This window comes from Aquisalimonas asiatica, assembly GCF_900110585.1.
GTDB lineage: Bacteria > Pseudomonadota > Gammaproteobacteria > Nitrococcales > Aquisalimonadaceae > Aquisalimonas > Aquisalimonas asiatica.
The window spans coordinates 345,481-369,804 of the sequence record NZ_FOEG01000003.1 but is presented as its reverse complement, the minus strand read 5'-3'; the positions used below and the strand labels follow the sequence as shown (position 1 = coordinate 369,804).

Here is a 24,324-nt window from a genome sequence, read left to right as displayed (position 1 = left end):
GGCTTACGGATATCGTCGAATCAGCGTATCGGCTTTCTGCCACGGTAGTCGTCGCCCGTTCCGTCGCATACGATCGAACGCATCTCTCGCCTGCCTCGTGTCGATAAGCCGGTGACGGATCATTTCCTCCACTAGCCACAGCGTCCCCATCACTTCTACTGATTCCTGCCTTGCGACTTCGCGAAGCGCGGCATCACCCGTCAGAAGAGGGCATTCGAGGCGCACCGCAAGTGCAAGTGCGAGGCAATCGTACCCGCTGACGCGCCGATACTGCTGCCGGAGCTGAGCGGCCGCATTGATCACGTCCCCGTCCAATTCCCGAAGCTGTAATCCGAGCTGAAGAAGGTGAGGGTGGTGTTCCTCCAGTTCGTCCGCGTAGAGAGCGTCCGGCGTGGTTATTTCGTGGGGCAGGGCGAACATGCGCTCCAGCAACTCGCCCACCTCCAGGTCAATGAGGACGTTGGCGTCACTGATGAGCAGCGGCATCCGTTCCGGTCTCCGTCAGCGATCGGTTCTGCTGGAACTGGCTTGCCGACATGCCGAGTAGCTCTGCCGCTTTGGATTGGCCGATGAAGTCCTCTGCCAAGGCGCGGTACACCAGCTGCTCGAACAGGACGGAATGCTCTGGTTTCACCGGTGTGCCGGGCTCCACCTTCCCCCAGCCACGCTTGTAGAGTTCGGCGAACAGTCGCTTTTTCAGGGCCTCACTGATCACTCCGGCCTGCGCCGCACGAAAGAGTCCTGCGGCCATGCTGATCCCGAACTCATGCTTGAGCAGGTACAGTTCCCGCCACTCCAGCGCCGTTCGATGGCTACCGAGGTGTTCGTGAACCGCTCGCCGAGGAAGGAGGAATGCTCCGGCTAACCGGTTGCATGCGGTCTCTTCATTCAGGTCAGCCGCGAGCCGACCTGCGAGAAGCCGATGCCCCAACTCATGCGCGAGCGTCAGCCGTTGCCGGTCTCCGGGGATGCTTTTGGAGACAACGATGACTTGTTGCCCCCCGACCTTACCGGCCAAACCATCGAAACGAGTTCGATCCGGTACGGTGGCGAGAATCACCAGCAGCCCCTCGCCCTCCAGCGTGTCGATGAGATCCGGTATTGGGTTTTCACCAAGCCCCCATTCGCGACGAACTGCTTCGGCCACTTCTTCCAGTTGTTCGTAGTCCGTTATCACCTTGGGAACGGAGGCTGGCACCGCAAACTGCTTGATCGGGAACTCTGGGTATAGGTCCAGCAACTCCATCCAACGTTCGGCCTGATCCAGCACGTCCGCCGTGATGCGATCCAAGACCTTCTTGGGAGTCTTGGTGTGCTTGCGGTACTCGACCTCCTCCAGCTCTACCTCCGCCCGCTCCGGGCGAAGGAGGTATTCGGTCCGCACGCCAAGGGCCCGGCTCAGCTTAATGAGCTGCTCCGACGAGGGGGTCAGCGTCCCATGCTCGAACTTGTTGAGGGTGGTATGGCTGACTCCGGTCTGCTCAGCGAGGGCACGGAGTGACAGGCCGGCGGCCTTTCGAGCCCGCGTGATGCGGATGCCGATCATGGAGGGTCTCCTATGGTTTACAGAATCATTATAATTTGTTTAATTGTAAACCATGTGACCGCCTCTTCACAGTAAGGCGTGTACTTGCCCCCGCTAAACCGGACACCACCGATTAGCTGTTTGCCGCCGCCTCCATGGTCTGGCGGTACTCCCAGGGCGATTGCATCTTCAGCCCCTTGTGCGGATGAAAACGGTTGTAGTCGGCGAACCATCTGGGCAGTCGCGCCAGTACCGTCGCGGCATCCGGCAGGTCATTCAGGTACACGTAGTCACGCTTGAACGTCTTCACGAACGCCTCAGCCATGCCGTTGCTCTGCGGGCTGCGAACAGCCGTGGTGCAAGGCAGAAAGCCGAGCTGGCGGGCCATGGCCCGGGTCTCCGCCGCGATGTAGCAGCTCCCGTTGTCGCTGAGCCACTCGATCGGATGCGACAGCTGCGTGACGTCGCCAAAACGGTACTCCATGGTCTCAACGAGCAGATCCTGGATCATCTCGCTGGTGACCACCCGTGGTTGCCACATACCGCATGGCTTCCCGGTCGCAGCAGTCCAGACTGAACGCAACACGCACCGCCTCGCCATTCCAGCAGCGGATCTCCATGACATCCGAGCACCACCGCAGGTCGGACTTCAGCGTAACGACCTAGCCATCATAGGCTTTGTCGATGACTGGCCTCCCGGTGTAGCGCGTGAGCAGCAGATCATGGGCCTTCATGAGCCGATCGATCCGCTTGGGAGTCACCCGCTTGCCAGCAGTGGCCAGCTCCCTGTTCAGGTGCGCTGTCACGCGCCGGTAGCCATTGGCGCCGCCATCCGCGCAGATGGCCCGCACCTGCGGCAGCAGTCGCTCATCGTCGGCAACCCGATAGCGCGAGGGACGACCACAGTGACAACCCGCTTTACGTTCCATCAGGTTCGAGTGCGCCACACCCAGCACCTCGCTGATGCGCTTCACCGGGAATCGTCCGGTGGCAACAAGGGCGTGCGCGAGATCAATTTTTTGCCTGAACCACCTCCAGGGCTTCCTTGAGAATCTCGGTCTCCATGGTCTTGCGCCCCAGCAGCCGCTCGAGCTCACGCACCTAGCGCTTCAACGCCTTCACCTCGGCGGCGCTGATCACTTCGTCGCCCGAGCCCACTGCCGTCATGCCACCGTCGTTCATCAGCTTCTTCCACCGGAACAGGAGACTTGGGGATATACCATGGCGCCGCGCCACAAGCGACACCGACATGCCGGGCTGCTCGCACAGCGCCACGAGATCCGCTTTCTCCCGGGGCGAGTATCGACGCCACCGCTGCACCCCTGCTACCACTTCGATGCGCTCCACCCTGGTCACTCCTTTATACTAGGTCTATGCCTATGCCTTCAGGTCAACGAACAAGGTGTCCGGTCGAAACGGGGGCTCCTTCAGCATTACAAGATCCCGCCTGCTTCGTATCTGGATTCGATGGTGCCTGAGAGGCTTCCGGACTCTATGAACTCGCTACGACGTCCTCACCCGTCGATGCACGCATCAAGAAGGTTGTCATGTGAACGTTCTCTCGTCATAGGCTCGCATGGCATCATTAGCTGCGCGCGCGACGCGCCTCTGCGAGTGACCACTGAAGTCGCGGAAGGAGCCACGTCGACAATCGCGACCGTGCCGCTACCAGTATACCCTGTATACTGGTAGCGGCTTGCGGGCGGGGAACCCGGATACTGCAAGATGCGAGCCCAGTCTCAACCCATCAATGAATCGGTCGACCAGACTCTATCTTCCCATTCGCTTGGCGTGTCTGCCGTTGTATGGCCGCCCTACTTCCGGCGCGGTAGCGCTAGCGGGAACGACGGGCGAAAGCCGTTTGGCAGGGCTACAAACCAATACACAGTTGGGTGTGACTGCGCTACGGGCAGTGCTCGAAGGCAACTAGCGGCTCTTGATGAACACCCGTATGGTGATGCGGATAGGCTCTGTGCAACGCTGTGGTTTATCCCTCAGCGATCGCACTATTTAATAGCTATATAGGATAACGACGGGATGCTCAAGAGCACCTTTCTCCACCTGCCTGGCATCGGTTCAAGGACTGAGCGTCGGTTATGGAACGAAGGCATCGTCACTTGGGATGAGTTGGAGTTCGCACTTCGGCGAAAGGATCGGTTGCTACCTAGGTCGCACCGTGACCAGAAACTCCTATTGACCGAGTTGGAAGCCACCGTGCTCGCTTGGGAAAAGCTCGATTTAGAGTACTTCGTCGACCGACTTCCGAGGAAAGAACAGTTTCGAATTGCCCTTAGCCTTCCGGATCGAACTGGCTTCTTAGATATAGAGACAACCGGCCTGAGTCCGATGTATCATTTAGTTACTCTTGTCGGTCTCTCACAATCCGGTCGGTTTTCATACTTTCTCCGTGGTCAAGAGTTCTCGGATTTAGAAGAGACAATCGCCGGAACCGACTGCCTTATTACGTTTAATGGAACTCGATTCGATCTACCGTTCTTGAGGTGGCACTACCCGTGTTTGCGCTTGCCTCCAGTACACATCGATCTCATGTACTTGGCCCGAAGCGTTGGTCTACGTGGGGGGCAAAAAGTGATGGAGAAATCCATCGGGTTTCATCGTCCACAAGAAATTCAAGGTAGGGGCGGAGCAGAGGCTCCAGCGCTATGGTATGAGTATACTTATGGGGATTTGGAAGCAGGGCGCCTATTGGTCGAGTATAACAAGTACGATATTAAGGGTATGCAGTATCTGCTCCGCTACACTCTCAATAACCTCTTGGCTGAGGTTCCTGATAACGTGATCGAGCTGCCCCTATCTTCCTCGGTGTTATGGGGCGAAGGACACGCTCGCTCGGAAAAACCAGATAATCCGATCCAAACTCCACAGCCCTACGTTGGAAGGAGGGGGCCGAAGGCGAGGTTAGAAGAACTAATTCTTGAATCTGAATCCCCGTTACGAGTTGTCGGGATCGATCTAAGCGGTTCCCACAATCGCCCGACCGGTTGGAGTTCGATCGTTAACGGTGTAGCGGAAACGGAGCTACTCCGCACTGATGAAGAGATATTGGCGCGCACCCTTGCTGCCAAGCCAGGCTTGGTCTCAATTGATTCACCGTTATCCCTTCCTGCAGGAAGGACGCATGTAGGGGACGATGACCCTGCGCGCAACCGCGCTGGGATTATGAGAGAGTGCGAGCGGATCCTAAAGCGACGCGGAGTCAACGTATACCCTTGTTTGATTCAGAGTATGCAGCAACTAACATCTCGCGGCATGCGGCTAGCGCAGGAACTACGTAGGCAGGGAGTTCCGGTAATTGAGAGTTACCCAGGTGCAGCCCAAGATATCATTGGATTGCCGAGAAAAGGTGATTCTCTGAGCATGCTTAAAAGGGGTCTTCGTGAGTTTGGGGTTGAAGGCGATTTCCTGAAAAGAAAGGTTAGTCATGATGAAATCGATGCCATTACTTCCGCGCTCGTGGGACTATTCTTTTGGTCCGGCCGCTTTGAGGCGCTAGGAAATTTGGAAGAAGATTATCTAATCGTTCCGGATCTTAGAGCGTCGCCAGATAAGTCGCCCGGCAAGCGTGTGGTAGGGGTGAGTGGCTCAATAGCCGCGGGTAAAACAACAGTATCGAGGCACTTGGAGCGCAGAGAAGGCTTTTCGTACTGGCGTTACAGCGCCGTCCTCTCCGAATTGCTTAGAGAGCAGGGTGTTGATGTGAATCGAGCGAATTTGCAGGAGTTCGGAGAGTACGTCAACCGCGAAATGGGGCAGCGGTGGTTGTGTAAACAGGTTGCTCGGCGGTTTCCTAAGGATCTCGACGTGGTTGTGGATGGCCTGCGTTTCCCTGAGGATCGGGCTTTCTTTGTGGAGTGTTTTGGACCAAATTTTCTGCATTTGCATGTCACAGCTCCGGAAGAGTGCCGTAAACGCCGTTATGTTGAGATGGGATATACAGAAAACGACTTCAATGAAGCAATTCAGCATAACGTCGAAAAGAAGATAGAAGAGCTGGCGTCCTTTGCAGACATTAAAGTAACAAATATAGGAAATGAAGAAGAGCTTTTCAGGGGGCTTTCGTCAAGGTCTCTTGGTGTAAATCGTGTAGTGAGTTGTATTTGATGCAGTGTTCCACTTTACCCAAAAGCTATACAGACGTGTTGGAGAAAGGAATATGCCGGCGACGGTGATAGTCGGAGGGCAGTTTGGATCGGAAGGGAAAGGGAAAGTGGCCTACTGGATGGCCCGTGAACAGGGGGCGTCGGCCGCGATACGGGTCGGTGGGGCTAACTCCGGTCACACAGTAGTGACGCCCAACGGTATACGACACGTGCTGCGGCATCTGCCGACGGCTGCGCTGCTGCCTGGTGTCCAGTGTATATTAGGTCCGGGCTCGTATATCGACGTTGATGTGTTGGAAAGCGAGATTGAGGCTATAGGACTGTCTCCTGAAAGGTTACATATCGATCCGCACGCTGTCATAGTAACTGCAGAGCATAAGGAGCGCGAAGCGAAATTAGGTCTTCGCAACCGTATCGGTTCTACTCAGAGCGGAACCGGGGCGGCGGTTGTGGACCGTGTGGCCCGGGGGGATGATGTGGTGTTGGCGAAGGATGTCAGGCGACTCGCTCGTTTCATTGATCAAGGCCCTGCTCGCACCATAGTCAGACAAGTATTGAATCGGGGCGAGCGCATCATAGTAGAAGGTACGCAGGGATTTGGACTTTCAGTTCTACATGCAGAAGACTACCCAAAGGCAACGAGCCGTGACACAACCGCTAGTGCGGCAGCGGCCGAGGCGGCGTTAGCCCCTTCAGACATAGATAACGTTGTCATGGTTATTCGCGCTTTCCCTATCCGCGTTGCGGGAGATTCGGGATACTTGCCCAACGAAAGCACTTGGGAGGAGGTGTCTCAATCTGCAGGACTGCCGCCCAACTCGCTCATAGAAACGACAAGTGTAACGGGTTCGGTGCGTAGGGTAGCTGAATTCGATCCCGGCGTTATCCGTGCGGCGTTGGAAGTAAATGCTCCCAACATTTTGGTACTAAATCACCTCGATTATTGCGATGCGTCCGTGGCCAGGTCTGGCTACCCAAGCCGTAGGGTAGTTGATTTTCTGGATAACGTTGAGCGACAACTCGGGCAACGAGTGGACTGGGTAGGTCTGGATGATCGATCGCTCGTGCCTCGAGCGACTATGGTGCACGGCCTTGTTCCGGCTACGGAGGGGAGGGGATGAGTGATTGGGACGATCGAGCGAATGATCAGGATCTGAGAAACGAATCAAAGGGGCATCGAGGATTCCCATCAGAGGCCGAAGCGTGTCGGCTATTTCAGAAGCACTGTAGGTATGATCCCTATTACGAAGAGATTGAGCCGGCGCTCCTTAACTCATGGGATGTCCATCGGTATATTAGAAGAACGGGGATGGTTTACCCTTATAGCTACGATCACTTGAAAAGCGCGTCGTACTCTATTTGCGTTGGGAACAAGATTTATTATTGGGACGACTCCGGAAACCCAAAAGGAGGAGAGCTAAAAGATGGCGAACCGTTTGAGCTGCCAAAGAACTCGATAGTTTTTGTTGAGACGCTGGAGACGTTCAGGCTCCCAGATTACATCGCGATTCGTTTCAATCTTAAGATCGATCTTGTGCATAAGGGTATATTGTTAGGTACTGGGCCATTGGTCGATCCTGGATACGAGGGGAAATTGCTTATTCCTTTGCATAACCTGACGAGTAATACGTATCAGTTATATAGTGGGCAGACGTTTGTTTGGGTTGAGTTTACGAAAACAAGTGCATGGCCTGCTTGGAGAGAAGAGGGAGAGAGTGATTATCCGGAGCCAGGTTTTCGTCCTTTTCCGAAAAGAAAGAAGAATCTGTCGTCAGTAGAATATTTGACAAACGCTTTTCCTTCTGCAATTCGAAGTTCAATACCTGATGTTTTGTGGCAAACAAAGAGTAAAGCAGATCAGGCACGGTACATCAGTGGAGCGGTTATGGTCTCTGTTATAGTTTTAGTTGTCACGATGCTGATGTTGGCGTACCAAGTAGTGGATCATGCGTTCAGCGAACAGAGTTTTCTGGAGAGTCAGGTGGATGAATTGGAAAGGCGTATAGAGAACCTGGAAGATTTGGAGTGAGAGCCTCCTAGGAGTGGCGTTTCGAGATGGCACGGGAAGAGACGGCCGAAGGCGGGTTTCGGATTGAAATATGCGGTGGTATAGCGTCCGGGAAGACCACTTTGGCTAGTGTTTTGCAGGATTGTGCCATGAGGGCGATGTTCGAGGACTTTTCCAGCAATCCATTCTACGAAAAATTTTATCTTGATCCTGAAAAATACGCATTTGAGACTGAGATGGTCTTTCTGCTTCAACATTATTCGCTGATTCGCGATCAGGTTGAACTCGGCGAGCTATTTTGTGCGGATTTTTCGATTCTGCAGGACGAGGCTTATGCGAACGTTAATCTTGGGGGTGAAAGGCTGCGCACTTTCAATGAGGTTGTGGCGCAAGTGCGGCGAGAAATAGGGGGGCCGGATATTCTCGTTAAATTAGTCTGTAGCCCACGAGAGGAGAAGAGGCGGATGGAGCGCAGGTCGCGGTCCGTAGAAGTCGGTGTCCCGGTGTCCTATTTGAGCGAAATTAACTCAAAAATAGATGAGGAAGTAAAGAGGGTTTCTGGTTCAGTAAAGGTGGTGACCATCGATAGTGAAAGGGAAAACTTTGCGAGCGATCCGCATGTGAGGAGGCGGATCGGGCGAGAGATCCGCGATATGGTCGTAGAAGGTGGCAGAGAATAGAGCCGATGGCGCAGATGGCGTTTTCCGGAAGGGGGGGGTGTGGAGGTTATTGAGAATCTAGTTGAGGCGGTGATGCATCTCATAGTCTTAGGTGTGCTCTTAGCGTTCGCCGGGGCAGCGGCTAATGGGTCTATGGTTTCTGTGGGTCTCTTAAGGCTGTTTAATGGGTTCGGCTGGATTCGAGAGCTATTAAGCGTAGTGTTGGTTTTTAGTATTGTTTTTGTTTATGGTGTCGATGTTTTGGCCATGGCGATGGGTTCGGTTGAGCCGGAATACCCAGAATTTGGTATGTTCTTGGGGTATGGGGTTACAACTTTGGGAGCGTTGGGTTGCGCTGTATTGATCATTCGTTTGTGGGTTGTTTGCAAGATTTTGGATAGTCGTCCTGCGTGGGTGCGCGAATATGAGAGAAAGATCTTGCGATAAAGGCAAGGTATAGGAGAGGTTCAGTGGGGGATGAACTGGTGCCCGTGGGAGAGTTTTCCCGTGGTCTAGGAAAGAAACGCCATGTTACGGCGATTGTAGTAGGGGTTCTACCCCGTTTCAACGGACGTTTTGGAAACGCCTGAAAAATTCAGATCCTGTCTTGCCACTATTCGGCGCATGCGCGGATTATGGAATCGCTCAATGTAGTTGAACACGTCCACTCTGGCGGCATCGATCGTTGGATAATTCCCTAGCCTTTCCCGTCAAGTAAACAGTGAGTTCTCGGAGCCCACGGCGTTTTGACCTCTCACCGAATATATGACCGGTGAAAAGTCGAGAATTCCGGCTTGTGAGTGGTTTCGTCGGAACTCCGCCGGAGTGCAACCTCCCAAGGAGCTATGCGGCCGATCACAGTTGTATTCGCACCGCCAAATCTCGATCTTTTCCCGGGCGTCTTCCAGGCTGAGAAACCAGTGAACGTTCAAGCACTCGTCCCGGAAGCTGCCGTTGAACGATTCGATGAACGGATTATCCGTTGGTTTTCCGGGCCTTGAGAAGTCCAGGCCAACCCCGTTTTCGTACGCCCACTTGTCGAGGGTACGCGATATGAACTTGCTGCCGTGGTACCTACGGAGCACGTCAGGCAGGCCACGCTCGATTTTCAGGCGTTCGAACACGCGGATGAGCCGCAGGCCGGTGATCGAGGCATCGATCTCGATGTCCACGGCCTCGCGGTTGTGGTCGTCGATGACGTTGAAGGTGCGAAAACGCCGACCACAGTAGAGCGCATCGGCCATGAAATCGGCTGACCAGACTTCGTTGGGGGATCGCGGCACGAACAGCTCCTGGCGCTCGCGCTTTGGCAGGTGCTTTTTCATGCGCCGCTTGTGATTCAGCCCCATCTGGCAATACACCCGATGCACACGTTATCGGTTCCAGGGGTGCCCTTGCTGGCGCAGCATCGGGTAGAGCTTGTCGAGTCCGCGCCGGGGTATTTCTCAACCAGCGCACTGAGCGCATCGATGACCTTGCGGTCACGCTCGTCGGCTGGCCGTGGTGGTCGGTAATAGGCCGCCCGAGACAAATCCACGCAGCGACAGCCGCGCTGGATCGGCAACTGATTCTTCCTGGCGCATGAACGCCACCGCCTCGTGCTTCTCGGACGGCCTCAGAGCTTTCGGTTGATGAGATCCTTCATCGCCGTGTTCTCGAGCGAGAGATCGGCGTACATCTGCTTCAGCCGCCGGTTCTCCTCCTGGAGTTCCTTCATGCGCTTGAGATCCGAGGCCTCCATGCCACCGTAGCGCGACCTCCAATTGTAGTAGGTCGCCTGGCTGATACCGTGCTTGCGGCGCACGTCTTTTACCGCCATGCCGGCGTCGGCTTCCTTCAGGATGGCGACGATCTCGGATTCGCTGAATCGGGACTTTCGCATCACAACCTCCTGACTCTACAGTCTGCTAGAAGGCTCCAGGAACGTGGTGTCTACGCATGGGGTAAGGCTACGCCCGGGCTTCGATTGGCCGATGGAGTTCTCGGCAAACGGTCGTTAGCCGCGCCTAGGGGGCGGGGTGAGCACCGGGTGTGCTGGAGTTCAGTTCATTCCCGCTTGAACACGTGTTCGCGATGCCACTCTAGAAATGCCGGGTGTGGCCGGTGTTCTGGGTGTTCCGGGAGCGTCAATTGCCTATCTGGCGGGATTAAACGGTCCATCTCATCTGGTACACCATGTGGGGAGAGCAAGATGTTGAAATGATCATCCACCGTCAGTAACCCGCGGTCGAAAAGCCAATGAATCGTCCCGGTTAGAGATAACCCGTTACGGATTGAATCAGGGCCATCCGCATGAACAGGTCGGATGTGAGCGGCTTGAACCTCAGGCCTACCCCCGCCGTTAATCAAGCGTAACCCAGTAACTGCGCACCTGTTCTCGTAGGCCGTTCGAACGTGTCGCCGGAATGCAGAGTCCCTGAAAGGCCTCTGGACAATCTGTTCGGTAAGAGGCCGGGAAGCGTACTCGGCGGGTGCTTCATTGACTGCGTCATCGCGTTCCCATAGTTCCAGGTCGCGCGCGAACCCGGCTCTCAGGATGGCAGCGAAATCCTCGTCCCGCAGGTGGCGCACCGAGCGACGAAATGCGCCTTTATTGGTTTGACCGTCTTCCCTCTTTAGTCCCGATTCATAGTAGTGTGCCCCTTCTCGGAATGGCACAGGTCGGTCAAACGCGATGTAATTCGCCATTCGTGCATAGTAATGGTCTGGGTACTTAGTGTCCGGCTCTACTGCAACGAGCTGGGCAATCGCGAAATAGGCTTGACGGCCCGTGGCGCCGCTTGAGGCGGGAGCGCGTCGAGGCTCGTAATAGACGACCCAGTCGCCAACGGTGGCCTGGGCCTGGTTCAAATATGTCTTCGGGAAATGATACTGGCACTCGGGCAGGTCGTCGTAACCAGACCCAGCAGCGGTGGTCAGGACGGCTTTGGTCATCGTGCCTCCCCTCGGTCTTTGCTCCAGGTTACCTGGTCATGTCTACGGACGCACAGGGTGGTGCGCCGCTTCCTGATTTTCTGGATCTTCATCAGCAGGTAGAGTCGGCGAAAACCGCCACGCATTGGATTGCATCGCGGACCAGAGCCGGCAGGGAGAGCCATCGGTACCGGGAAGGTCAGTGGCCTGATGGCAGATATCTACTCGCGCAACGCTCGCCGTTACTTCGATCAGTATCAGAAACTGAGCTTTGATGAGGTTCATCAGGACTGGCTTGGCCACCTGCCGGATCGACCTGGGTTCGTGCTCGATGTGGGAGTAGGTAGCGGTCGCGATGCCGCGGTGCTTGCCGATATGGGGTGGGAGGTCGTAGCCGTGGAGTCGGCTGCGGAGTTGAGGGCGCTGAGAGAGCAGGCGACGGTTGGCCGCAGTGTTCAGTGAGTGGGTCGATGACTGACTGCCCGATATGTCTCGCATGCGTTCGCTGAACGAGCGTTTTAAACTGATTCTGGTGTCCGCGGTGTGGATGCATGTGCCTCCGAGCGAGAGGGAGAGGGCATTCCGTATTCTGAGCGAGCTGCTAGCACCCGGTGGGGTGCTGGTTATTACGCTCCGTCATGGGCCCAGCCCGGATGAACGCTGTCTCTTCGATACTAGCCTGGAAGAGCTGGAATCATTTGCGCGGGCACGAGCCCTGGTGACTATTGCTGCCAGCGGGTCAAGGGGTGCCCAGGCGCGGGAAGGGGTCAGTTGGGAGACGCTAGTATTCCGCCTGCCAGAGGGCCCCATCAATTGAATGCCGCTGATTAGGCCGGAGCGGATCAGGTCTGCCGACAGACGCTTAGTTGTATCCCAATACCGCTACCCCATCCAGGTCCGCCGGCTGGTCACTCTGTCGGGATGCCAGGCGCCTGATCCAGCAGGTGGGCGCTGTCTTCGGCAGGGCGGTTGCCATGGCGCGGGAGCGGTTCTCCGGGGGCTGCTGATCTGTTCTGCGCACTGTCGTCTCCTCCATGTGGTTGCTTTAATGGGCTTCCACACTACGGGTGCTGGCTTTCACTACGCTTTCAGCGTCCCGGGTGAGTACGGTGCCGGCCTGCATTCAGGCCCGGTGCGCAGAGAGGGGAGACCAAACCATGCGTGTGCTCGTTGTTGAAGACGATGAGCATCTGGCTCAGGGCGTCGTAGCGACGCTGGAGGCAGGCGGCTATGCCGTCGACTGGATTGCTGATGGCGCCGCGGCGGACACCGTGCTGCGCACCGAGCTCTATGATCTGGTGCTGCTGGATCTGACCCTGCCGACGACGGACGGTATGCAGATCCTGCGGCGTCTGCGTGATCGCCGGCAGGCGGTCCCCGTGTTGGTGATGACGGCACGGGGGGATCTGGATGAGCGCGTCAGGGGGCTGGATCTCGGCGCTGACGATTACATCGTCAAACCATTCGATGTGGCGGAGCTGGAGGCGCGCACCCGGGCTCTGATCCGGCGCAGCCATGGCCGTTCCGACTCCGTCATCGAACACGGAGCGCTGGTCTTTGATGCCGCCGGTCGAAGGCTCCTGGTGGACGGCGAGGAGTTTCAGCTGCCGCGCCGCGAGCTCAACGTGCTGGAGATCCTGCTGATGCGCGCAGGCAAGGTCGTCAGCAAGGAGCAGATCGCCAGTCATCTGTTCAGCTTTGATGACGAGGCGGGGCCCAACGCCATCGAGATCTACGTTCACCGCTTACGGAAAAAGCTCGCCTGTGCTGGAATTTCCATCCGTACAGTGCGCGGGCTCGGGTATCTGCTGGAGTGAAGATTCTCAACCCTTTCAGACGATCGCGCAGTTCGATCCAGCAGCGACTGTTGTTATGGCTGCTGCTGCCAGTGACTGCGCTCGCCGTTCTTCTTGTCCTTGATGACTACCGCAGTGCCCATCGCGCCGCTGACCGGGCCTATGACCGGCTGCTGGAGGCCTCCGCACTCGCCATCGCTGACCGTGTGGTGATCAGTGAGGGGCATACCGGCGTGGATCTGCCGTATGCGGCGCTGGATATGCTCGGATCGCCGGCTGATGACCGAATCTACTACCGCGTCGCCGGCCCGGAAGACGCGTTTCTGACCGGCTACGAGGACTTGCCCGCACCCTCTGGCGATGCGGAGGGCCGGCGCGCGTTCTACGACGCGGAGTATCTGGGTGAGGACGTTCGTGTCGTCCAGCTCTCGGAGCCGGTGACGACGCAGGAGACCCGCGGCCAGATGACCGTGCGGGTGGCGCAGACGCGCAACGAACGGATGGACCTGGTGCGGGAGCTCACCGCGATGGCGGTGCTGCGTTTGGTCGCGTTGATCGGTCTGGTCTCCATCCTGGCATGGCTTGCCATCCGCGCGAGCCTGGCACCGTTGCGCCAGCTTCGGGCCGAGATCCAGGGGAAATCGCCCAAGGACCTCACGCCACTGGAATCGGATGTACCCCGTGAGGTTCGTGATCTCGTCGGTGCCATTGATGACCTGATGCGCCGTCTGGCGCGGAGCATCGAGGTGATGCAGCAGTTCTCGGCCAGTGCCGCGCACCAGCTCCGTAGCCCGCTGGCAGCGCTTCAGACCCATGCCGAGCTCGCGCAGCGTGAACGCGATCCGGAGCGGGCCCGCGACCAGCTGCGGCAACTGGTCTCGATTACCCGTCGCACCTCGCGTCTGGCGAACCAGCTCTTGCAGTACGCGCGCTCGGCGGCGGATGAGGCGGCCCTGAGCCGGGAGCCTGTCGATCTCGCGGAACTTGCCCGGGAGACAGCCAGTGAGCACGTCCCTGCCGCGCTGGACGTTGATGTCGACCTGGGTTTCGAAGAGGGCGCCCGCCCGGTCCACGTGGTGGGGGATCCGGTTCTGCTCCGTGAGGCTCTGCGGAATCTCGTCAACAACGCGATTCACTACTGTCCGGCAGGTGCGGAAGTCACGGTGCGCGTGAATGCCCACCCCGGCTGGGGCTACCTGGAAGTGGAAGACAATGGCCCCGGGATCCCGGAGCAGGAGCGTGCCCGTGTTGTGGAGCGCTTCTACCGCGGCGAGGACACGCGCCACAAGCCGCTGGGTTCCGGCCTCGGCCTGGCCATTGCCGACGCGGTGGCCCGCACGCACGGTGGGGCGCTGGAGCTGCTGACTCCCGCATCGGGCCGGGGGCTGCTTGCGCGGATCCGTTTGCCGGATCGGGATGCGGGTGACGGCGCGGCGGGCACGGACTAGAACGGCGCCGTGTGGTCGCCCGTCAAACGCTGCCAGCGGTCCAGGAACTGGCCGCGCTTGTAGCCGTCCTGATAGACCAGTAGCCCGGGTCCGAGGCGAATGGGCCGCAGGCGGCCGGTCGCCTCGCCGGTGGCAAGCTGGGCGTAGGTGTGCTCCCCGTCGATATCCGGGCGAATGGCGTAGAGGCCCGAGGGGCCGGCCATGATCCGCTGGCCTTCACGAGACAGGAGAAAATCCAGGTACTGGCGCGCGAGCGTCTGTGCTTGCGCCTGTTCCGGGATCAGCGCGACCCGGGAAAACGCCAGTGTGTAGTCCTCCATCAGCACGACACCGAGCTGTGAATGCTCTTTCGCCCACGCACGGGCATAGGAGCCGGGCAGGCCGTATGCCAGCAATAGTTCGCCTTCCGCAACGCGGTCCAGCATGTCGGCGGCGTGGGGAAAGGTGCGCAGGTTCGTTGAACCAAAGACTTGCGTCAGTTCCCAGAAAATGGGCGAGTGCTCCGCATCCTGGGTCAGGACCAGATAGCCGGCACCGGCCGAGACCGGATCGTAGGCGCCGACCCTGAACCGGTAGCGCTCCGGGGCGGTCTGCAGCCGCTCCAGTAGTTCGAATCGGCTCCCCGGGGGGTCGCCCTCCAGGTGCTCGCGATTGTAGATCAGCACCACCGGCTCGAATGAGAAGGCAAACGCCTCGTCCCGCCAGCGTGCCCATTCCGGGAGCGCTTCCGTTGCCCTGGAACGGTGTGGGGTGGCGTATCCGTCATTGGCCAGCTTCATCTGGTGGTCCATGGCGGAGCTGAGCAACAGATCGGGCACGTCGGCGTCGTCGGTGCCCACCTTCCACAGAAAGCGCTGATAGAGCTCCCTTGTACTGACGTAGTGGTAGTGAACCGTCACGTTCGGGTGGTGGTTCTGAAAGCCGTCAATCAATGGCTCGGCCGCCGAGGGCTCCATCACATCAAAGACCGTCAGAACGCGATCGTCGCCCCCGGCGGGCGCCGGGTACACCGTCGGCTCCGCCGCCACCTGCACCGCAAGCAGCGATAACGCGAGCAGGGCTGCGCAGGCCGTTCGGCGGCGCATGCGCGAGAGGCGGCTTCCCCTGTGCCGGTTGTCACTCTGCAGGTGGTGCATGTCCGCCCCGGTTTCCGGCGATAGCGTCGTGCCGTCACGAAAGGTTCATGAAAGCTTCACGCGGGATAGTCCGCCCATACCAACGAGATCAATAACGCAGATGGAGGAGAAGCCGCATGCCCAGTATTGCATGGACAAAACAGCGCCGCCCAGTGGGCACCTGGCTGATCGGTCTGGGTGCCTGTGCCCTGGTGGTGCCTCTCACCGCGACCGCGGATCAGGCGGAGCAGGATCGTATCGTGGAGCGCCTGGAGCGTCTGGAGGAGGGCGGCAGTACCTCCTGGACTGGCGGCGCGCCGGTGTTCGAAAGCCCGGATGGTGAGCACCAGTTCAAGGTCCGCGGTCGGCTTCATAACGACGCCTGGGTGACGCGTGGCACCGAGGATGGTGAAGGTGACATCGCCGGCACGCACAACCGCCGGGCCCGGCTGGGGATCGATGGTGTTGCCTACGACGACTTCGCCTATCGCCTGGAAGGGGATTTCGTCGGCGGCAGCCTCGCCGTGCGCGACATGACCCTGCAGTACCGGGGGTTCGGCCCCTGGGAGCTGACGTTCGGCAACAAGTACCTCGACCAGTCGTTCGACGGGCGCACCGGATCGAACTTCAGCGAGTTCATGGAGCGCGGCATCATCATCGGCGGCACCCGGCCGGAGGCCGGTTCACGGCCGCTGGGGCTGACCGCCGATGTCGGTGGCGATAACTGGCACTGGAGTATTGCCGCCCTGGGCGATGCTGTCGACGGGTCAAGCGACACCAGTGATGACCTGTCGTTCGTCAGCCGGGCCCATTACGCACCGATCCACAGCGATGACCGGGTCGTGCACCTGGGTGCCTGGGGGTACTACGAGGATCTGGGTGAAACACGCGACATCGAGCTGAGCTCGCGGATCGCCAACCCGTTCAACGACGTCACGCGTGTTGAGTCCGGGGTGTTTCCGGATGTGGGCAGCGCCGCGAGTTACGGGGCCGAGATTGCCGGTGTCTGGGGGCCGCTGTCCGCCACCGCGGAGTACATGGGCAAGCGCTTTGACAGTGACGAAAGCGGTGTCAGCCCAACCGTCGACGGTTATCTCGTCAGCCTGGGGTATTTCGTGACCGGCGAGACGCGGGCCTATGCCGGTCGCCGCGGTACCTGGACCCGGGTGACGCCGGAGAATCCCGTGACCGAGGGCGGCCCCGGTGCGATCCAGCTCGTGGCCCGGGCCGAGACCGCGAACTACGACGACAACGACATTCCGGGCACCGACGTGGACGCCCTGACGGCCGGCGTCAACTGGCACCTGGTCTCCCATGTCCGATTGATGCTCAACGCCACCTATTTCGATACCGCGGGTAGCCAGGACGATTCCGGCTATCACGTGGGCACGCGTGTCCAGGTCGACTGGTAGTACCGGTTCGAGGAGGAGAGAGACGATGTATCAAGAACTGCACAAGCCGCTTTTCGTAGCCGGGGCGCTGGCCCTGGCGCTCGGTCCATTGTCCGGCTGTGACGGGGCGGACGCCGAAGAATCGGACGAATCCTGGAGCCCGTCCCGCAACGTCGAGTACGTCGCCCCCGCCGATCCCGGCGGTGGCTGGGACACGCTCGTGCGCACCACCTCCCGCGTTATTGAAGAGGAGGGGCTGTCGGACGTCAGCTTCGCCCCGATCAATCAGCCAGGAGGAGGGGGATCCGTGGCATGGAGCCGGGTCGCCTCGTCCGCCGAGGATCCGCACAAGCTGTTTGCCACCAGCCCGCCGATCATTCTGGTGCCCCTGGCCGGGCAGTCCCGCTATGACCACACCGACTTTCAGCCGATCGCGCGGTTGATCTCGGACTACAGCATCGTGCTCGTCAAGGAGGACTCCCCCTACCAGGAGATTGACGACCTCATGGATGCCATCAGCGACGACCCTGGCGGCATCTCGGTGGGCGGTGGATCGGCGCCCGGCTCCATGGACCACGTCTCGATCGCCGGAATGGCCGCGGCGGCGGGGCTCGACGCGGATCAGGTGAACTATATCCCGTTCTCCGGCGGCGGCGAGGCCATGACCAACCTCATGGGTGGGCATGTCGATGCGGTCATTACCGGGGCCGGCGAAGCCATGGGCCAGGTCGAGGGTGACAGGCTTCGAGCCCTTGGGGTGGCCTCGCCGGAGCGCCTGTCGGCCATGTCCGAAGTGCCCACGGTCAAGGAGCAGGGGGTGGATTACACCTTCGAGATCTGGCGCGGCGTCATGGGCCCGAAGGACATGCCGGACGAGGCCGTTGCCTACTACGAGCAGGTATTCGCCGCCATGGTGGAGACCGAGCGCTGGGACGAAGAAGCCGGGCAACTGGGCTGGATGACGGATTTTCAGGATGCCGAGGCGTTCGGTGAGTTCCTGGACGAGCAGCAGGAGGAGTTTGCCGACGTGCTTGATGCCCTCGGCCTGCTGGAGCAGTGAGCGTTCGTCCCGCGGCGCCTTCCCGTGGCGCCGCGGTCATTCGAACCGCCCCGAGGTCGTGATCGACGGCCCGAGCCAGGGGCTTCGAAGGAGGAGAGAGGGTCATGGCGCGGCTCAACGTCAATCAGATTCTGGCGATCGTGCTCGCGGTGATCGCAACCGCCTATCTCGTGATCGCGTTTCAGATTCCGAGCTTTCCCGTATCGCGGCCCGTGGACTCGGATCTGTTTCCGAAGATTCTCGGAACGATCCTGCTCGTCCTCTCGGGGGTTCTGTATTTCGAGAGGCCGAATGGCAGCGCCGAGGCGCGTGAGCCGCACACCGGCCCCTGGTGGCAAGCGCCGGATGTCCAGGTGTTGGTCACTGTCCTGGCCATGATCGGCTATGCGCTGTCACTGGAGGCGCTTGGGTTTGTCCTGGCCTCCACGGTGTTCTGTGTCGGGCTCACCGCCTATTACGGGTTCCGGCGTCACCTGCTGAACGTCGTGGTGGCGCTGTCCGTCGTGCTCGGTTTGTACCTGACGATGACGCGCGTTCTGGACGTCTACCTGCCTCGGGGCGTACTGCCCTTCTGAGTGCGCCGAGGCGAACAACGAAGCGAGCCCACCCATGGATACCATCGCCAATCTTCTCTACGGCTTCGGCATCGCGCTGCAGCCGGCGAACCTGCTCTACGTGTTCATCGGCGTCTTTGCGGGGACGATCATCGGCATGCTGCCTGGCCTGGGGCCTATTGCCGCGCTGGCACTGATGATCCCGATCACCTTCGGCATGGACCCGGCGTCGGCGCTCATCCTGATGGCGGGCGTTTACTACGGGGCCATTTTCGGTGGCTCCACATCCGCCATCCTGCTGAATGCCCCCGGGGTGGCGGGAACCGTCGCCACCTCGTTCGACGGCTACCCCATGGCACGCCAGGGTCTCGCCGGCAAGGCCCTGGCACTGGCCGCCTGTTCGTCGTTCCTGGGTGGCACCATCGGGATCATTGCGCTGATGCTCGTGGCACCGATGCTGGCGAATGTTGCGGTCAGTTTTGGCCCGGCCGAGTACTTCGCCCTCATGGTCCTCGGGCTCACCGCTGTGGTCAGCCTCTCGGGCGACTCCCTGATCAAGGGGCTGATCGCCGCCGTGGTTGGCGTGATGATCTCCATCGTCGGCGTGGACCTCCAGACCGGCACCGTTCGCTATGCATTCGGCAGTGCCCATCTCCAGGATGGCATCGAGTTTCTGGTCGTCGCCCTGGGCGTGTTTGCGCTCGCCGAGGTGTTCGTCATGCTCCATCGCGGCCGCAGCGGAAGCGACCAGCGGCGACAGATCGGTTCATTACGGTTGGGCATGAAGGATGCGCGGGAGATCGGTGGACCGATCACCCGCAGCTCCGTGCTTGGGTTCTTTGTCGGGATTCTTCCCGGCGCCGGGGCGACCATCGGTTCGTTCCTCGGCTACAGCACGGAGAAACGCCTGGCCAAGGACGGTGACACCTTCGGCAAGGGCAACAGCAAGGGCGTGGCGGCCCCTGAGGCGGCCAATAACGCCGCCGCCACGGGGTCGTTCGTTCCTCTGCTGACGCTTGGTGTCCCCGGCTCCGGGACGACAGCCGTGCTGCTCGGTGCTCTGCTGGTGCTCGGGGTCACTCCCGGGCCGGCAATGCTGACCGACCGCCCGGACGTGTTCTGGGGGGTTGTCGCCAGCATGTACGTTGGCAACATCTTCCTGCTGATCCTGAATCTGCCGCTGATTCCGCTCATGGCGAAGATTCTCGATCTGCCCAGGCCCATGCTGCTGGCCCTGATCCTGATCTTCTGCCTGGTCGGGGTCTATGGCCTGAACTTCGCCGTGTTCGACCTGTTTCTGCTCATTGCCTTCGGCCTTCTGGGGTTCGTGATGCGGCTGTACGGGTTCCCCGCGCCGCCACTCATCCTGGCGTTGATACTCGGAGCGCTCATGGAGCAGAACATGCGGCGCACCCTGCAGGTGTCCGGCGGGGACTGGAGCATATTCCTGTCCAAACCCATCTCTCTTGCCCTGCTTACCGTGGCGCTGCTCTCCCTGCTTGCGCCGGTGCTGCGCTGGGGCTGGAAACGCCGTCAGGGCAGGGTGGCAGGAAGCTGATGGCTCGTATCTGATCGGTAGCGATTAACCGACCTGACGACCCGTTACGTGTCGCCGCGCTCAGGGAGCGCCCGATCAGGGCGAGGCCGGTGGTGAGATCGTTGTGAAGGGCCCTTCCTGCATTTGTGAACCGAATGCCCCGGTGCACTCGTTGGAACAGGGACGGGCCCAGGTAGTTCTCCAGTCTGCGGATCTGATAGGTAACCTCGGACTGGGTGAGATAGAGCCCTTCAGCGGCGCGGCATCCTGGATGAGCTGGCGTTCAAGCCTCTGCACCTGCTCCCTGAGTCCTTCTCCAAGCGCGGGGGCAATGGCGTTGTCCTGGCGTAGCAGGCTGCCAAGGCGCTCTTCCGGCGGTGAAGAGCGAGTCCTGAAGCAGGGCGAGTCAGGCCTCGAGTTTTCCCTCGCGCTGAAACTGCCTGACTCTGTGATGGCGATGGGGCGCGAAGCGCGTCACTCACTGGATGTTTCCCACTTGCCACTGACGCTCGGTGCCTTGCATGGGTTCGCCGGCCCAATCAACGAATGCCCGCACGATAGGTGACAAGTGGCGGTTGTGTGGATACATGATCGATATCGGCACGGTTGGTGCCTGGGTATGGCCCAGCACACGCCGCAACTGGCCGCTGCGTAGGTGCCGCAGCACCATGTAATTTGCCGCGCGTATCAGGCCTAAGCCTTCCAGGCCACAGGCGATGTAGGTCTCTGTGTCGTTGACGATCAGGTTCTCGGTCATCCGTACGCCTTGCTCTTCATCGTCGACCACGAAGCGCCATTCCATGGAGCGGCCCTGATCCCCGGAGAGAAAGCCGACAGCCTGATGGCGCTGCAAGTCCTCCAGTGAGTGAGGCTCGCCGTGTTCTGCGAGGTACTCGGGCGAGGCACATATCACCCATTCGAAACTGGCAACGCGACGCGCCACCAGGGTGGGAGAATCATGGGGTACACCGGCGCGAATCACGCAATCGATGCCCTCCGGCACCAGTTCCACGGCCCGGTCGCTCAGGACCAGGGTCAATTCCACATTGGGGTGTCTGGCCTGAAATGACTTGATGGCGGGCAGGACCAGCAGCTTGGCCATCGAGGCCGTCATGCCGACGCGTAGTTTGCCGCTGAGCCGTTCATCGTTGCCGCGAAAGCCTGCCTCGACGGTTTCCAGCTCGGCCAGCAGGCGGCGGCAGTGTTCGTAGTAGAGGCTGCCGTCAGGGGTGAGGTTCAAATGCCGCGTGGTTCGCTGGAGCAGTTTCACGCCCAGGTGATTTTCCAGCTCCTTGATGGCGCGAGTGACCGTCGAGGGGGGGAGGGCCAGGTTCTCTGCGGCTTTGCTGAAGCCGTGCATCTCGACGACTCGGGCAAATATCTGCATGGCTTGTAGTCGATCCATGTATTGCGCTCCCTGGCTGTGCGGATGGCTTATGCCCGAACACTGGTCGTTCTTGGTCGTACGATGTCAAAAAATGGCCGTCTCTGGATCTGGCCCCGGGCGCCCATCCCGACGATCCAGCCCGGCCAGCTCCTCCATCTCGCTCGGTTTCAGTGTGAAGTCGAATAGCTGAAAGTTCTCCACGATGCGTGCCGGTCGCACGGACTTTGAGATAGTGGCGAAGCCACTGTCGAGGTGCCTTCACTCCCGTCGCACCAATTAAGCGCTGTAGTTGGCCTATCGAGAAGTTACAGACGCCGATGGCGCCGACTCGGCCCTCATCGCGCAGGCGAATCATTGCCCGCCATGTGTCCACATAGGCGTCGCGAATGCGTGAAGGCCAGCGCATTAGATACAAGTCGACCCGGTCGAGGCCGAGTCGTCGCTCGCTGGCGTTGAAGGCATGTAGGGTTTGAGTGTGGCCGTGATTTGTATTCCATACTTTCGTGGTCACGAAAATCTCTTCACGCGCGACCCGGCTGTTACGAATCCCTGGTAACGAGCATAGTCGATCGCGCGACTGCTTTTAATTTCATTTTCTGTAAAAGTTATTTCCGCCATCGAGAACAAGGGTTGCTGTTTATTTCTTATTGATGAATTTTGTCTTGCATTAATTGTTGTTAAAAAAGTTGGCGTTAGCTCTTATTCTGCATGTGAATATTTCCGGGTGACCGTTGTCCGGTTTCACCGAAACATGGAGATCGCATGGATCTCAGGAGATGCACATGTCATTTAATGCAAGTCCCAGTGATGAAAAAGTCCTTGTTCTTGGAGCTGGCCAACTCGGTAGGCAAGTGATCAAGAATCTTGCCGCCCGGCTCAATCCGGTCACCATCAGCGTTCTCGTGGAGCCTGGCTTCACTACATCGGGGGATACAGACAAGCAGGAAGTGACGGATGAGCTCGACAGGCTTGGGGTCGAGGTACTCCACGTTGACTTGGCTGAAGGAAGCGAGGAGATCCTTGCCGAGTGGTTTGCAGAGTTTCATACGGTCATCTGTTGTACGGGGTTCGTAGCGGGGACCGGCACGCAGACGAAGATCACGCAGGCGGTGTTGAAGGCTGGGGTCAGCAGGTATTTTCCCTGGCAGTTCGGGGTCGATTACGACATCGTTGGTAAAGGGAGTGGTCAACCTGTGTTTGACGAGCAGTACGAGGTGAGAAAGCTGCTGCGCTCGCAGGAAAACACCGAATGGGTCATCGTCTCGACAGGCATGTTCACGAGCTTCCTGTTCGAGCCTGCCTTCGGTGTCGTTGACCTTGATACCAGCACCGTTCGAGCGCTCGGAAGCTGGGATACGCGTGTCACCGTCACAACACCCGAGGATATTGGTCATCTGACGGCAGAGATATACCTTGAAGAGCCGCGTATTAGAAACGAAATCGTGTTTATCGCAGGCGATACCCTCTCATACGGCCAGTTGGCCACCATCGTCGAAGAGCAGGCCGGGAAGACCGTCAAGCGTATTGTACTGTCCCTCGAAGAACTCGATGACCAGCTTGCCCAAGCGCCGGATGATGTCATGCTTCGCTACCGCAAGGCGTTTGCTCTCGGTACAGGTATGTGGTGGGAGAAATCAAAGACCTATAACCATGCAAGAGGCATTGAGACCATGGATGCCAAGGCATGGCTCAAGCGTCACTGGGGCAATAAGCGCTGACGTTATGTTGAAGCGATGGATGATGGCAGCTATGTGGGGTGAACAAGCTTAGTTATTACCCGCCATGCAGCAACGACAGCTGGCGCTTGGCGCTCTGCGAGAGGTGGTTATCGGGTGTTCTCCTTGGCAGCTCGCTTGTGTCGCAACTTCGAGTCTACCGGAGACCCCGGTGCCCACCCCTTCGCCTCTCATGAAAGGGCAGGTCTCAGCAGGCGCAGCGCATCGCGTTTCGGCGGCCTTTGGAACAGGCGCCTGTATTCGCGAGTGAACTGCGATACGCTTTCGTAACCCACCTCGAAGGCGGCGTTACTTGCCGAAGAGCCCTCGTTGAGCATCAGCCGGCGTGCTTCGATCAAACGCAGGCGCTGCTGGTATTGTCCCGGTGTCAGCGTGGTCATGCGTTTGAAATGCTTGTGGAACGAGCTGAGGCTCATGCTGGCTTGCGACGCCAGTCGCGCCACCGGCACGCTGGATCGGTACTCGGCCCGCAGGGTTGCAATGGCAGCGGCCAGGCGGCCGGCGTGACTGCCTGGGTCTGCGAGTGTTCGCAGGATATGGCTGTGAGGGCCTGATAAGAGCCAGTAGTTTAACTCCCGCATGATGCCTGGGTGCAGCAGCGGCACCGCTTCGGGCCGATCCAGCAGGTGCATCAACCGCGAGGCACAATCCACCAGCGCGGCCTCGGTATCCACGGCAAATAGCGCCGGCATCCCGGAGGGACCCTGCGAGCCCGGGCTGCCAAGGTGGGCGGTAAGTTCGCGTAGGCTCGCCATCTCCAGTTCGATCGCGATCGCCAGGTAGGGCTCGCTGCGGCTCGCTTGCACAACCCGCCCAGCGACCGGCATGTCCGCGCTCACCATCACGGACTCACCGGCCAAGAAGACCCGTTCCTCACTACCCACGACCAAGCGTTTCGCACCCTGCAGAACCTGGCATAACAACGGCTTGTACACCGACTGCAGGTCACCCGAAGGTGCCTCAAGGCACATCATGCGTAACCCCGGAACCGGCGTTATCGCCAGGCCGTCGCTATTGGCGTGGCGGCTGGCATAGGTCCAGACCGCGTGTTTGAGTGAATCCATATGCTTTCTC

At 59.2% G+C, this 24,324-nt stretch carries 20 protein-coding genes and 5 pseudogenes; 13 read left to right on the top strand and 12 right to left on the bottom strand.

Features of this window, described 5'->3' with window-relative positions; genetic code table 11:
- Positions 1 to 3: 3 nt before the first annotated feature.
- From BMZ02_RS09525 to BMZ02_RS09515, 3 genes and pseudogenes are all read right to left on the bottom strand, one after another.
- Positions 4 to 486 carry a PIN domain-containing protein gene (locus BMZ02_RS09525; protein WP_091642750.1) on the bottom strand — a complete coding sequence of 161 codons (483 nt, stop codon included), beginning with the start codon at positions 484 to 486 and terminating at the stop codon, positions 4 to 6.
- Positions 467 to 1,546: a helix-turn-helix domain-containing protein gene (locus BMZ02_RS09520; protein WP_091642745.1), complete on the bottom strand. Its 1,080-nt coding sequence runs from the start codon at positions 1,544 to 1,546 to the stop codon at positions 467 to 469. Before BMZ02_RS09520 ends, BMZ02_RS09525 begins: the two co-directional genes overlap by 20 nt.
- A gap of 112 nt (positions 1,547 to 1,658) precedes the next feature.
- A pseudogene (locus tag BMZ02_RS09515) lies at positions 1,659 to 2,872 on the bottom strand (IS3 family transposase).
- Positions 2,873 to 3,562: 690 nt separating this feature from the next.
- Here BMZ02_RS09515 and BMZ02_RS09510 point away from each other — a divergent pair.
- Genes BMZ02_RS09510 through BMZ02_RS09495 form a run of 5 tightly spaced genes read left to right on the top strand, consistent with a single transcriptional unit; the run spans position 3,563 to position 8,760 of the window.
- The gene (locus BMZ02_RS09510; protein WP_091642739.1) at positions 3,563 to 5,647 is read left to right on the top strand and encodes a ribonuclease H-like domain-containing protein; all 2,085 of its coding nucleotides are present in this window, start codon (positions 3,563 to 3,565) and stop codon (positions 5,645 to 5,647) included.
- 52 nt (positions 5,648 to 5,699) lie between these two features.
- Positions 5,700 to 6,767 (top strand): adenylosuccinate synthetase, encoded by a 1,068-nt coding sequence (locus BMZ02_RS09505; protein ID WP_091642735.1) that lies wholly within the window; start codon positions 5,700 to 5,702, stop codon positions 6,765 to 6,767.
- Positions 6,764 to 7,675: a dCTP deaminase domain-containing protein gene (locus BMZ02_RS18810; RefSeq protein ID WP_139209185.1), complete on the top strand. Its 912-nt coding sequence runs from the start codon at positions 6,764 to 6,766 to the stop codon at positions 7,673 to 7,675. The genes BMZ02_RS09505 and BMZ02_RS18810 overlap by 4 nt, the downstream gene beginning before the upstream one ends.
- 26 nt (positions 7,676 to 7,701) lie before the next feature.
- A complete protein-coding gene (locus BMZ02_RS09500; protein WP_091642730.1) occupies positions 7,702 to 8,334 on the top strand; it encodes a deoxynucleoside kinase in 633 nt (210 codons plus the stop codon).
- Positions 8,335 to 8,373: 39 nt separating this feature from the next.
- Positions 8,374 to 8,760: a hypothetical protein gene (locus tag BMZ02_RS09495; protein ID WP_091642724.1), complete on the top strand. Its 387-nt coding sequence runs from the start codon at positions 8,374 to 8,376 to the stop codon at positions 8,758 to 8,760.
- Positions 8,761 to 8,867: 107 nt separating this feature from the next.
- On the opposite strand, the pseudogene BMZ02_RS19195 reads toward BMZ02_RS09495, so the two are convergent.
- The 3 genes and pseudogenes from BMZ02_RS19195 to BMZ02_RS09485 all read right to left on the bottom strand — a co-directional run.
- Positions 8,868 to 9,023, bottom strand: a pseudogene (locus BMZ02_RS19195) (IS3 family transposase); the annotation flags it as partial.
- A pseudogene (locus tag BMZ02_RS09490) lies at positions 9,024 to 10,195 on the bottom strand (IS3 family transposase).
- Positions 10,196 to 10,359: 164 nt separating this feature from the next.
- Complete coding sequence (locus BMZ02_RS09485) at positions 10,360 to 11,247, bottom strand: HNH endonuclease (protein WP_091642720.1); 888 nt, start codon at positions 11,245 to 11,247, stop codon at positions 10,360 to 10,362.
- A gap of 189 nt (positions 11,248 to 11,436) precedes the next feature.
- Here BMZ02_RS09485 and BMZ02_RS09480 point away from each other — a divergent pair, with 189 nt between their 5' ends.
- Entirely contained in the window at positions 11,437 to 11,688 is a 252-nt protein-coding gene (locus tag BMZ02_RS09480; RefSeq protein WP_091642716.1) for a class I SAM-dependent methyltransferase, read from the top strand.
- A gap of 400 nt (positions 11,689 to 12,088) precedes the next feature.
- Here BMZ02_RS09480 and BMZ02_RS18995 read toward each other — a convergent pair whose 3' ends face one another.
- Entirely contained in the window at positions 12,089 to 12,247 is a 159-nt protein-coding gene (locus BMZ02_RS18995; protein ID WP_171909880.1) for a hypothetical protein, read from the bottom strand.
- Positions 12,248 to 12,383: 136 nt separating this feature from the next.
- Here BMZ02_RS18995 and BMZ02_RS09475 point away from each other — a divergent pair, with 136 nt between their 5' ends.
- Positions 12,384 to 13,043 carry a response regulator gene (locus BMZ02_RS09475; protein WP_091642712.1) on the top strand — a complete coding sequence of 220 codons (660 nt, stop codon included), beginning with the start codon at positions 12,384 to 12,386 and terminating at the stop codon, positions 13,041 to 13,043.
- Positions 13,040 to 14,470 (top strand): sensor histidine kinase, encoded by a 1,431-nt coding sequence (locus BMZ02_RS09470; protein WP_091642708.1) that lies wholly within the window; start codon positions 13,040 to 13,042, stop codon positions 14,468 to 14,470. Before BMZ02_RS09475 ends, BMZ02_RS09470 begins: the two co-directional genes overlap by 4 nt.
- On the opposite strand, the gene BMZ02_RS09465 is transcribed toward BMZ02_RS09470, so the two are convergent.
- Positions 14,467 to 15,606 (bottom strand): ABC transporter substrate-binding protein, encoded by a 1,140-nt coding sequence (locus tag BMZ02_RS09465; RefSeq protein ID WP_091642700.1) that lies wholly within the window; start codon positions 15,604 to 15,606, stop codon positions 14,467 to 14,469. The genes BMZ02_RS09470 and BMZ02_RS09465 overlap by 4 nt on opposite strands.
- Positions 15,607 to 15,722: 116 nt before the next feature.
- Here BMZ02_RS09465 and BMZ02_RS09460 point away from each other — a divergent pair, with 116 nt between their 5' ends.
- The 4 genes from BMZ02_RS09460 (at position 15,723) to BMZ02_RS09445 (ending at position 20,148) form a co-directional block, all read left to right on the top strand.
- Positions 15,723 to 16,997 carry an OprO/OprP family phosphate-selective porin gene (locus tag BMZ02_RS09460; protein WP_091642697.1) on the top strand — a complete coding sequence of 425 codons (1,275 nt, stop codon included), beginning with the start codon at positions 15,723 to 15,725 and terminating at the stop codon, positions 16,995 to 16,997.
- Positions 16,998 to 17,022: 25 nt separating this feature from the next.
- Entirely contained in the window at positions 17,023 to 18,036 is a 1,014-nt protein-coding gene (locus tag BMZ02_RS09455; protein WP_091642694.1) for a Bug family tripartite tricarboxylate transporter substrate binding protein, read from the top strand.
- 104 nt (positions 18,037 to 18,140) lie between these two features.
- Entirely contained in the window at positions 18,141 to 18,611 is a 471-nt protein-coding gene (locus BMZ02_RS09450; protein ID WP_091642692.1) for a tripartite tricarboxylate transporter TctB family protein, read from the top strand.
- A 34-nt stretch (positions 18,612 to 18,645) separates the two neighbouring features.
- The gene (locus BMZ02_RS09445; protein WP_091642689.1) at positions 18,646 to 20,148 is read left to right on the top strand and encodes a tripartite tricarboxylate transporter permease; all 1,503 of its coding nucleotides are present in this window, start codon (positions 18,646 to 18,648) and stop codon (positions 20,146 to 20,148) included.
- On the opposite strand, the pseudogene BMZ02_RS19405 reads toward BMZ02_RS09445, so the two are convergent.
- From BMZ02_RS19405 to BMZ02_RS19400, 3 genes and pseudogenes are all read right to left on the bottom strand, one after another.
- A pseudogene (locus tag BMZ02_RS19405) lies at positions 20,066 to 20,377 on the bottom strand (LysR family transcriptional regulator); the annotation flags it as partial. The gene BMZ02_RS09445 and the pseudogene BMZ02_RS19405 overlap by 83 nt on opposite strands.
- A gap of 228 nt (positions 20,378 to 20,605) precedes the next feature.
- Positions 20,606 to 21,532, bottom strand: coding sequence for a LysR family transcriptional regulator (locus BMZ02_RS09435; RefSeq protein ID WP_091642683.1), 927 nt, complete (start codon positions 21,530 to 21,532; stop codon positions 20,606 to 20,608).
- Between the two features lie 271 nt (positions 21,533 to 21,803).
- A pseudogene (locus tag BMZ02_RS19400) lies at positions 21,804 to 22,061 on the bottom strand (aldo/keto reductase); the annotation flags it as partial.
- A gap of 235 nt (positions 22,062 to 22,296) precedes the next feature.
- Between BMZ02_RS19400 and BMZ02_RS09425 the strand changes: the two are divergent.
- Positions 22,297 to 23,232 carry an aromatic alcohol reductase gene (locus BMZ02_RS09425; protein ID WP_091642681.1) on the top strand — a complete coding sequence of 312 codons (936 nt, stop codon included), beginning with the start codon at positions 22,297 to 22,299 and terminating at the stop codon, positions 23,230 to 23,232.
- Positions 23,233 to 23,420: 188 nt separating this feature from the next.
- Here BMZ02_RS09425 and BMZ02_RS09420 read toward each other — a convergent pair whose 3' ends face one another.
- Complete coding sequence (locus BMZ02_RS09420; protein ID WP_091642678.1) at positions 23,421 to 24,314, bottom strand: AraC family transcriptional regulator; 894 nt, start codon at positions 24,312 to 24,314, stop codon at positions 23,421 to 23,423.
- Positions 24,315 to 24,324 lie beyond the last annotated feature (10 nt).

Bases quoted from the DNA above. Each gene is read 5' to 3' on its own strand.
- BMZ02_RS09420 (WP_091642678.1), bottom strand. From the start codon at position 24,314: ATGGATTCACTCAAACACGCGGTCTGGACCTATGCCAGCCGCCACGCC.
- BMZ02_RS09505 (WP_091642735.1), top strand. From the start codon at position 5,700: ATGCCGGCGACGGTGATAGTCGGAGGGCAGTTTGGATCGGAAGGGAAA.
- BMZ02_RS09500 (WP_091642730.1), top strand. From the start codon at position 7,702: ATGGCACGGGAAGAGACGGCCGAAGGCGGGTTTCGGATTGAAATATGC.
- BMZ02_RS09525 (WP_091642750.1), bottom strand. From the start codon at position 486: ATGCCGCTGCTCATCAGTGACGCCAACGTCCTCATTGACCTGGAGGTG.
- BMZ02_RS09520 (WP_091642745.1), bottom strand. From the start codon at position 1,546: ATGATCGGCATCCGCATCACGCGGGCTCGAAAGGCCGCCGGCCTGTCA.
- BMZ02_RS09485 (WP_091642720.1), bottom strand. From the start codon at position 11,247: ATGACCAAAGCCGTCCTGACCACCGCTGCTGGGTCTGGTTACGACGAC.
- BMZ02_RS09435 (WP_091642683.1), bottom strand. From the start codon at position 21,532: ATGGATCGACTACAAGCCATGCAGATATTTGCCCGAGTCGTCGAGATG.
- BMZ02_RS09450 (WP_091642692.1), top strand. From the start codon at position 18,141: ATGGCGCGGCTCAACGTCAATCAGATTCTGGCGATCGTGCTCGCGGTG.
- BMZ02_RS09425 (WP_091642681.1), top strand. From the start codon at position 22,297: ATGTCATTTAATGCAAGTCCCAGTGATGAAAAAGTCCTTGTTCTTGGA.
- BMZ02_RS09510 (WP_091642739.1), top strand. From the start codon at position 3,563: ATGCTCAAGAGCACCTTTCTCCACCTGCCTGGCATCGGTTCAAGGACT.
- BMZ02_RS09455 (WP_091642694.1), top strand. From the start codon at position 17,023: ATGTATCAAGAACTGCACAAGCCGCTTTTCGTAGCCGGGGCGCTGGCC.
- BMZ02_RS09465 (WP_091642700.1), bottom strand. From the start codon at position 15,606: ATGCACCACCTGCAGAGTGACAACCGGCACAGGGGAAGCCGCCTCTCG.
- BMZ02_RS09480 (WP_091642716.1), top strand. From the start codon at position 11,437: ATGGCAGATATCTACTCGCGCAACGCTCGCCGTTACTTCGATCAGTAT.
- BMZ02_RS09460 (WP_091642697.1), top strand. From the start codon at position 15,723: ATGCCCAGTATTGCATGGACAAAACAGCGCCGCCCAGTGGGCACCTGG.
- BMZ02_RS09445 (WP_091642689.1), top strand. From the start codon at position 18,646: ATGGATACCATCGCCAATCTTCTCTACGGCTTCGGCATCGCGCTGCAG.
- BMZ02_RS09475 (WP_091642712.1), top strand. From the start codon at position 12,384: ATGCGTGTGCTCGTTGTTGAAGACGATGAGCATCTGGCTCAGGGCGTC.
- BMZ02_RS18810 (WP_139209185.1), top strand. From the start codon at position 6,764: ATGAGTGATTGGGACGATCGAGCGAATGATCAGGATCTGAGAAACGAA.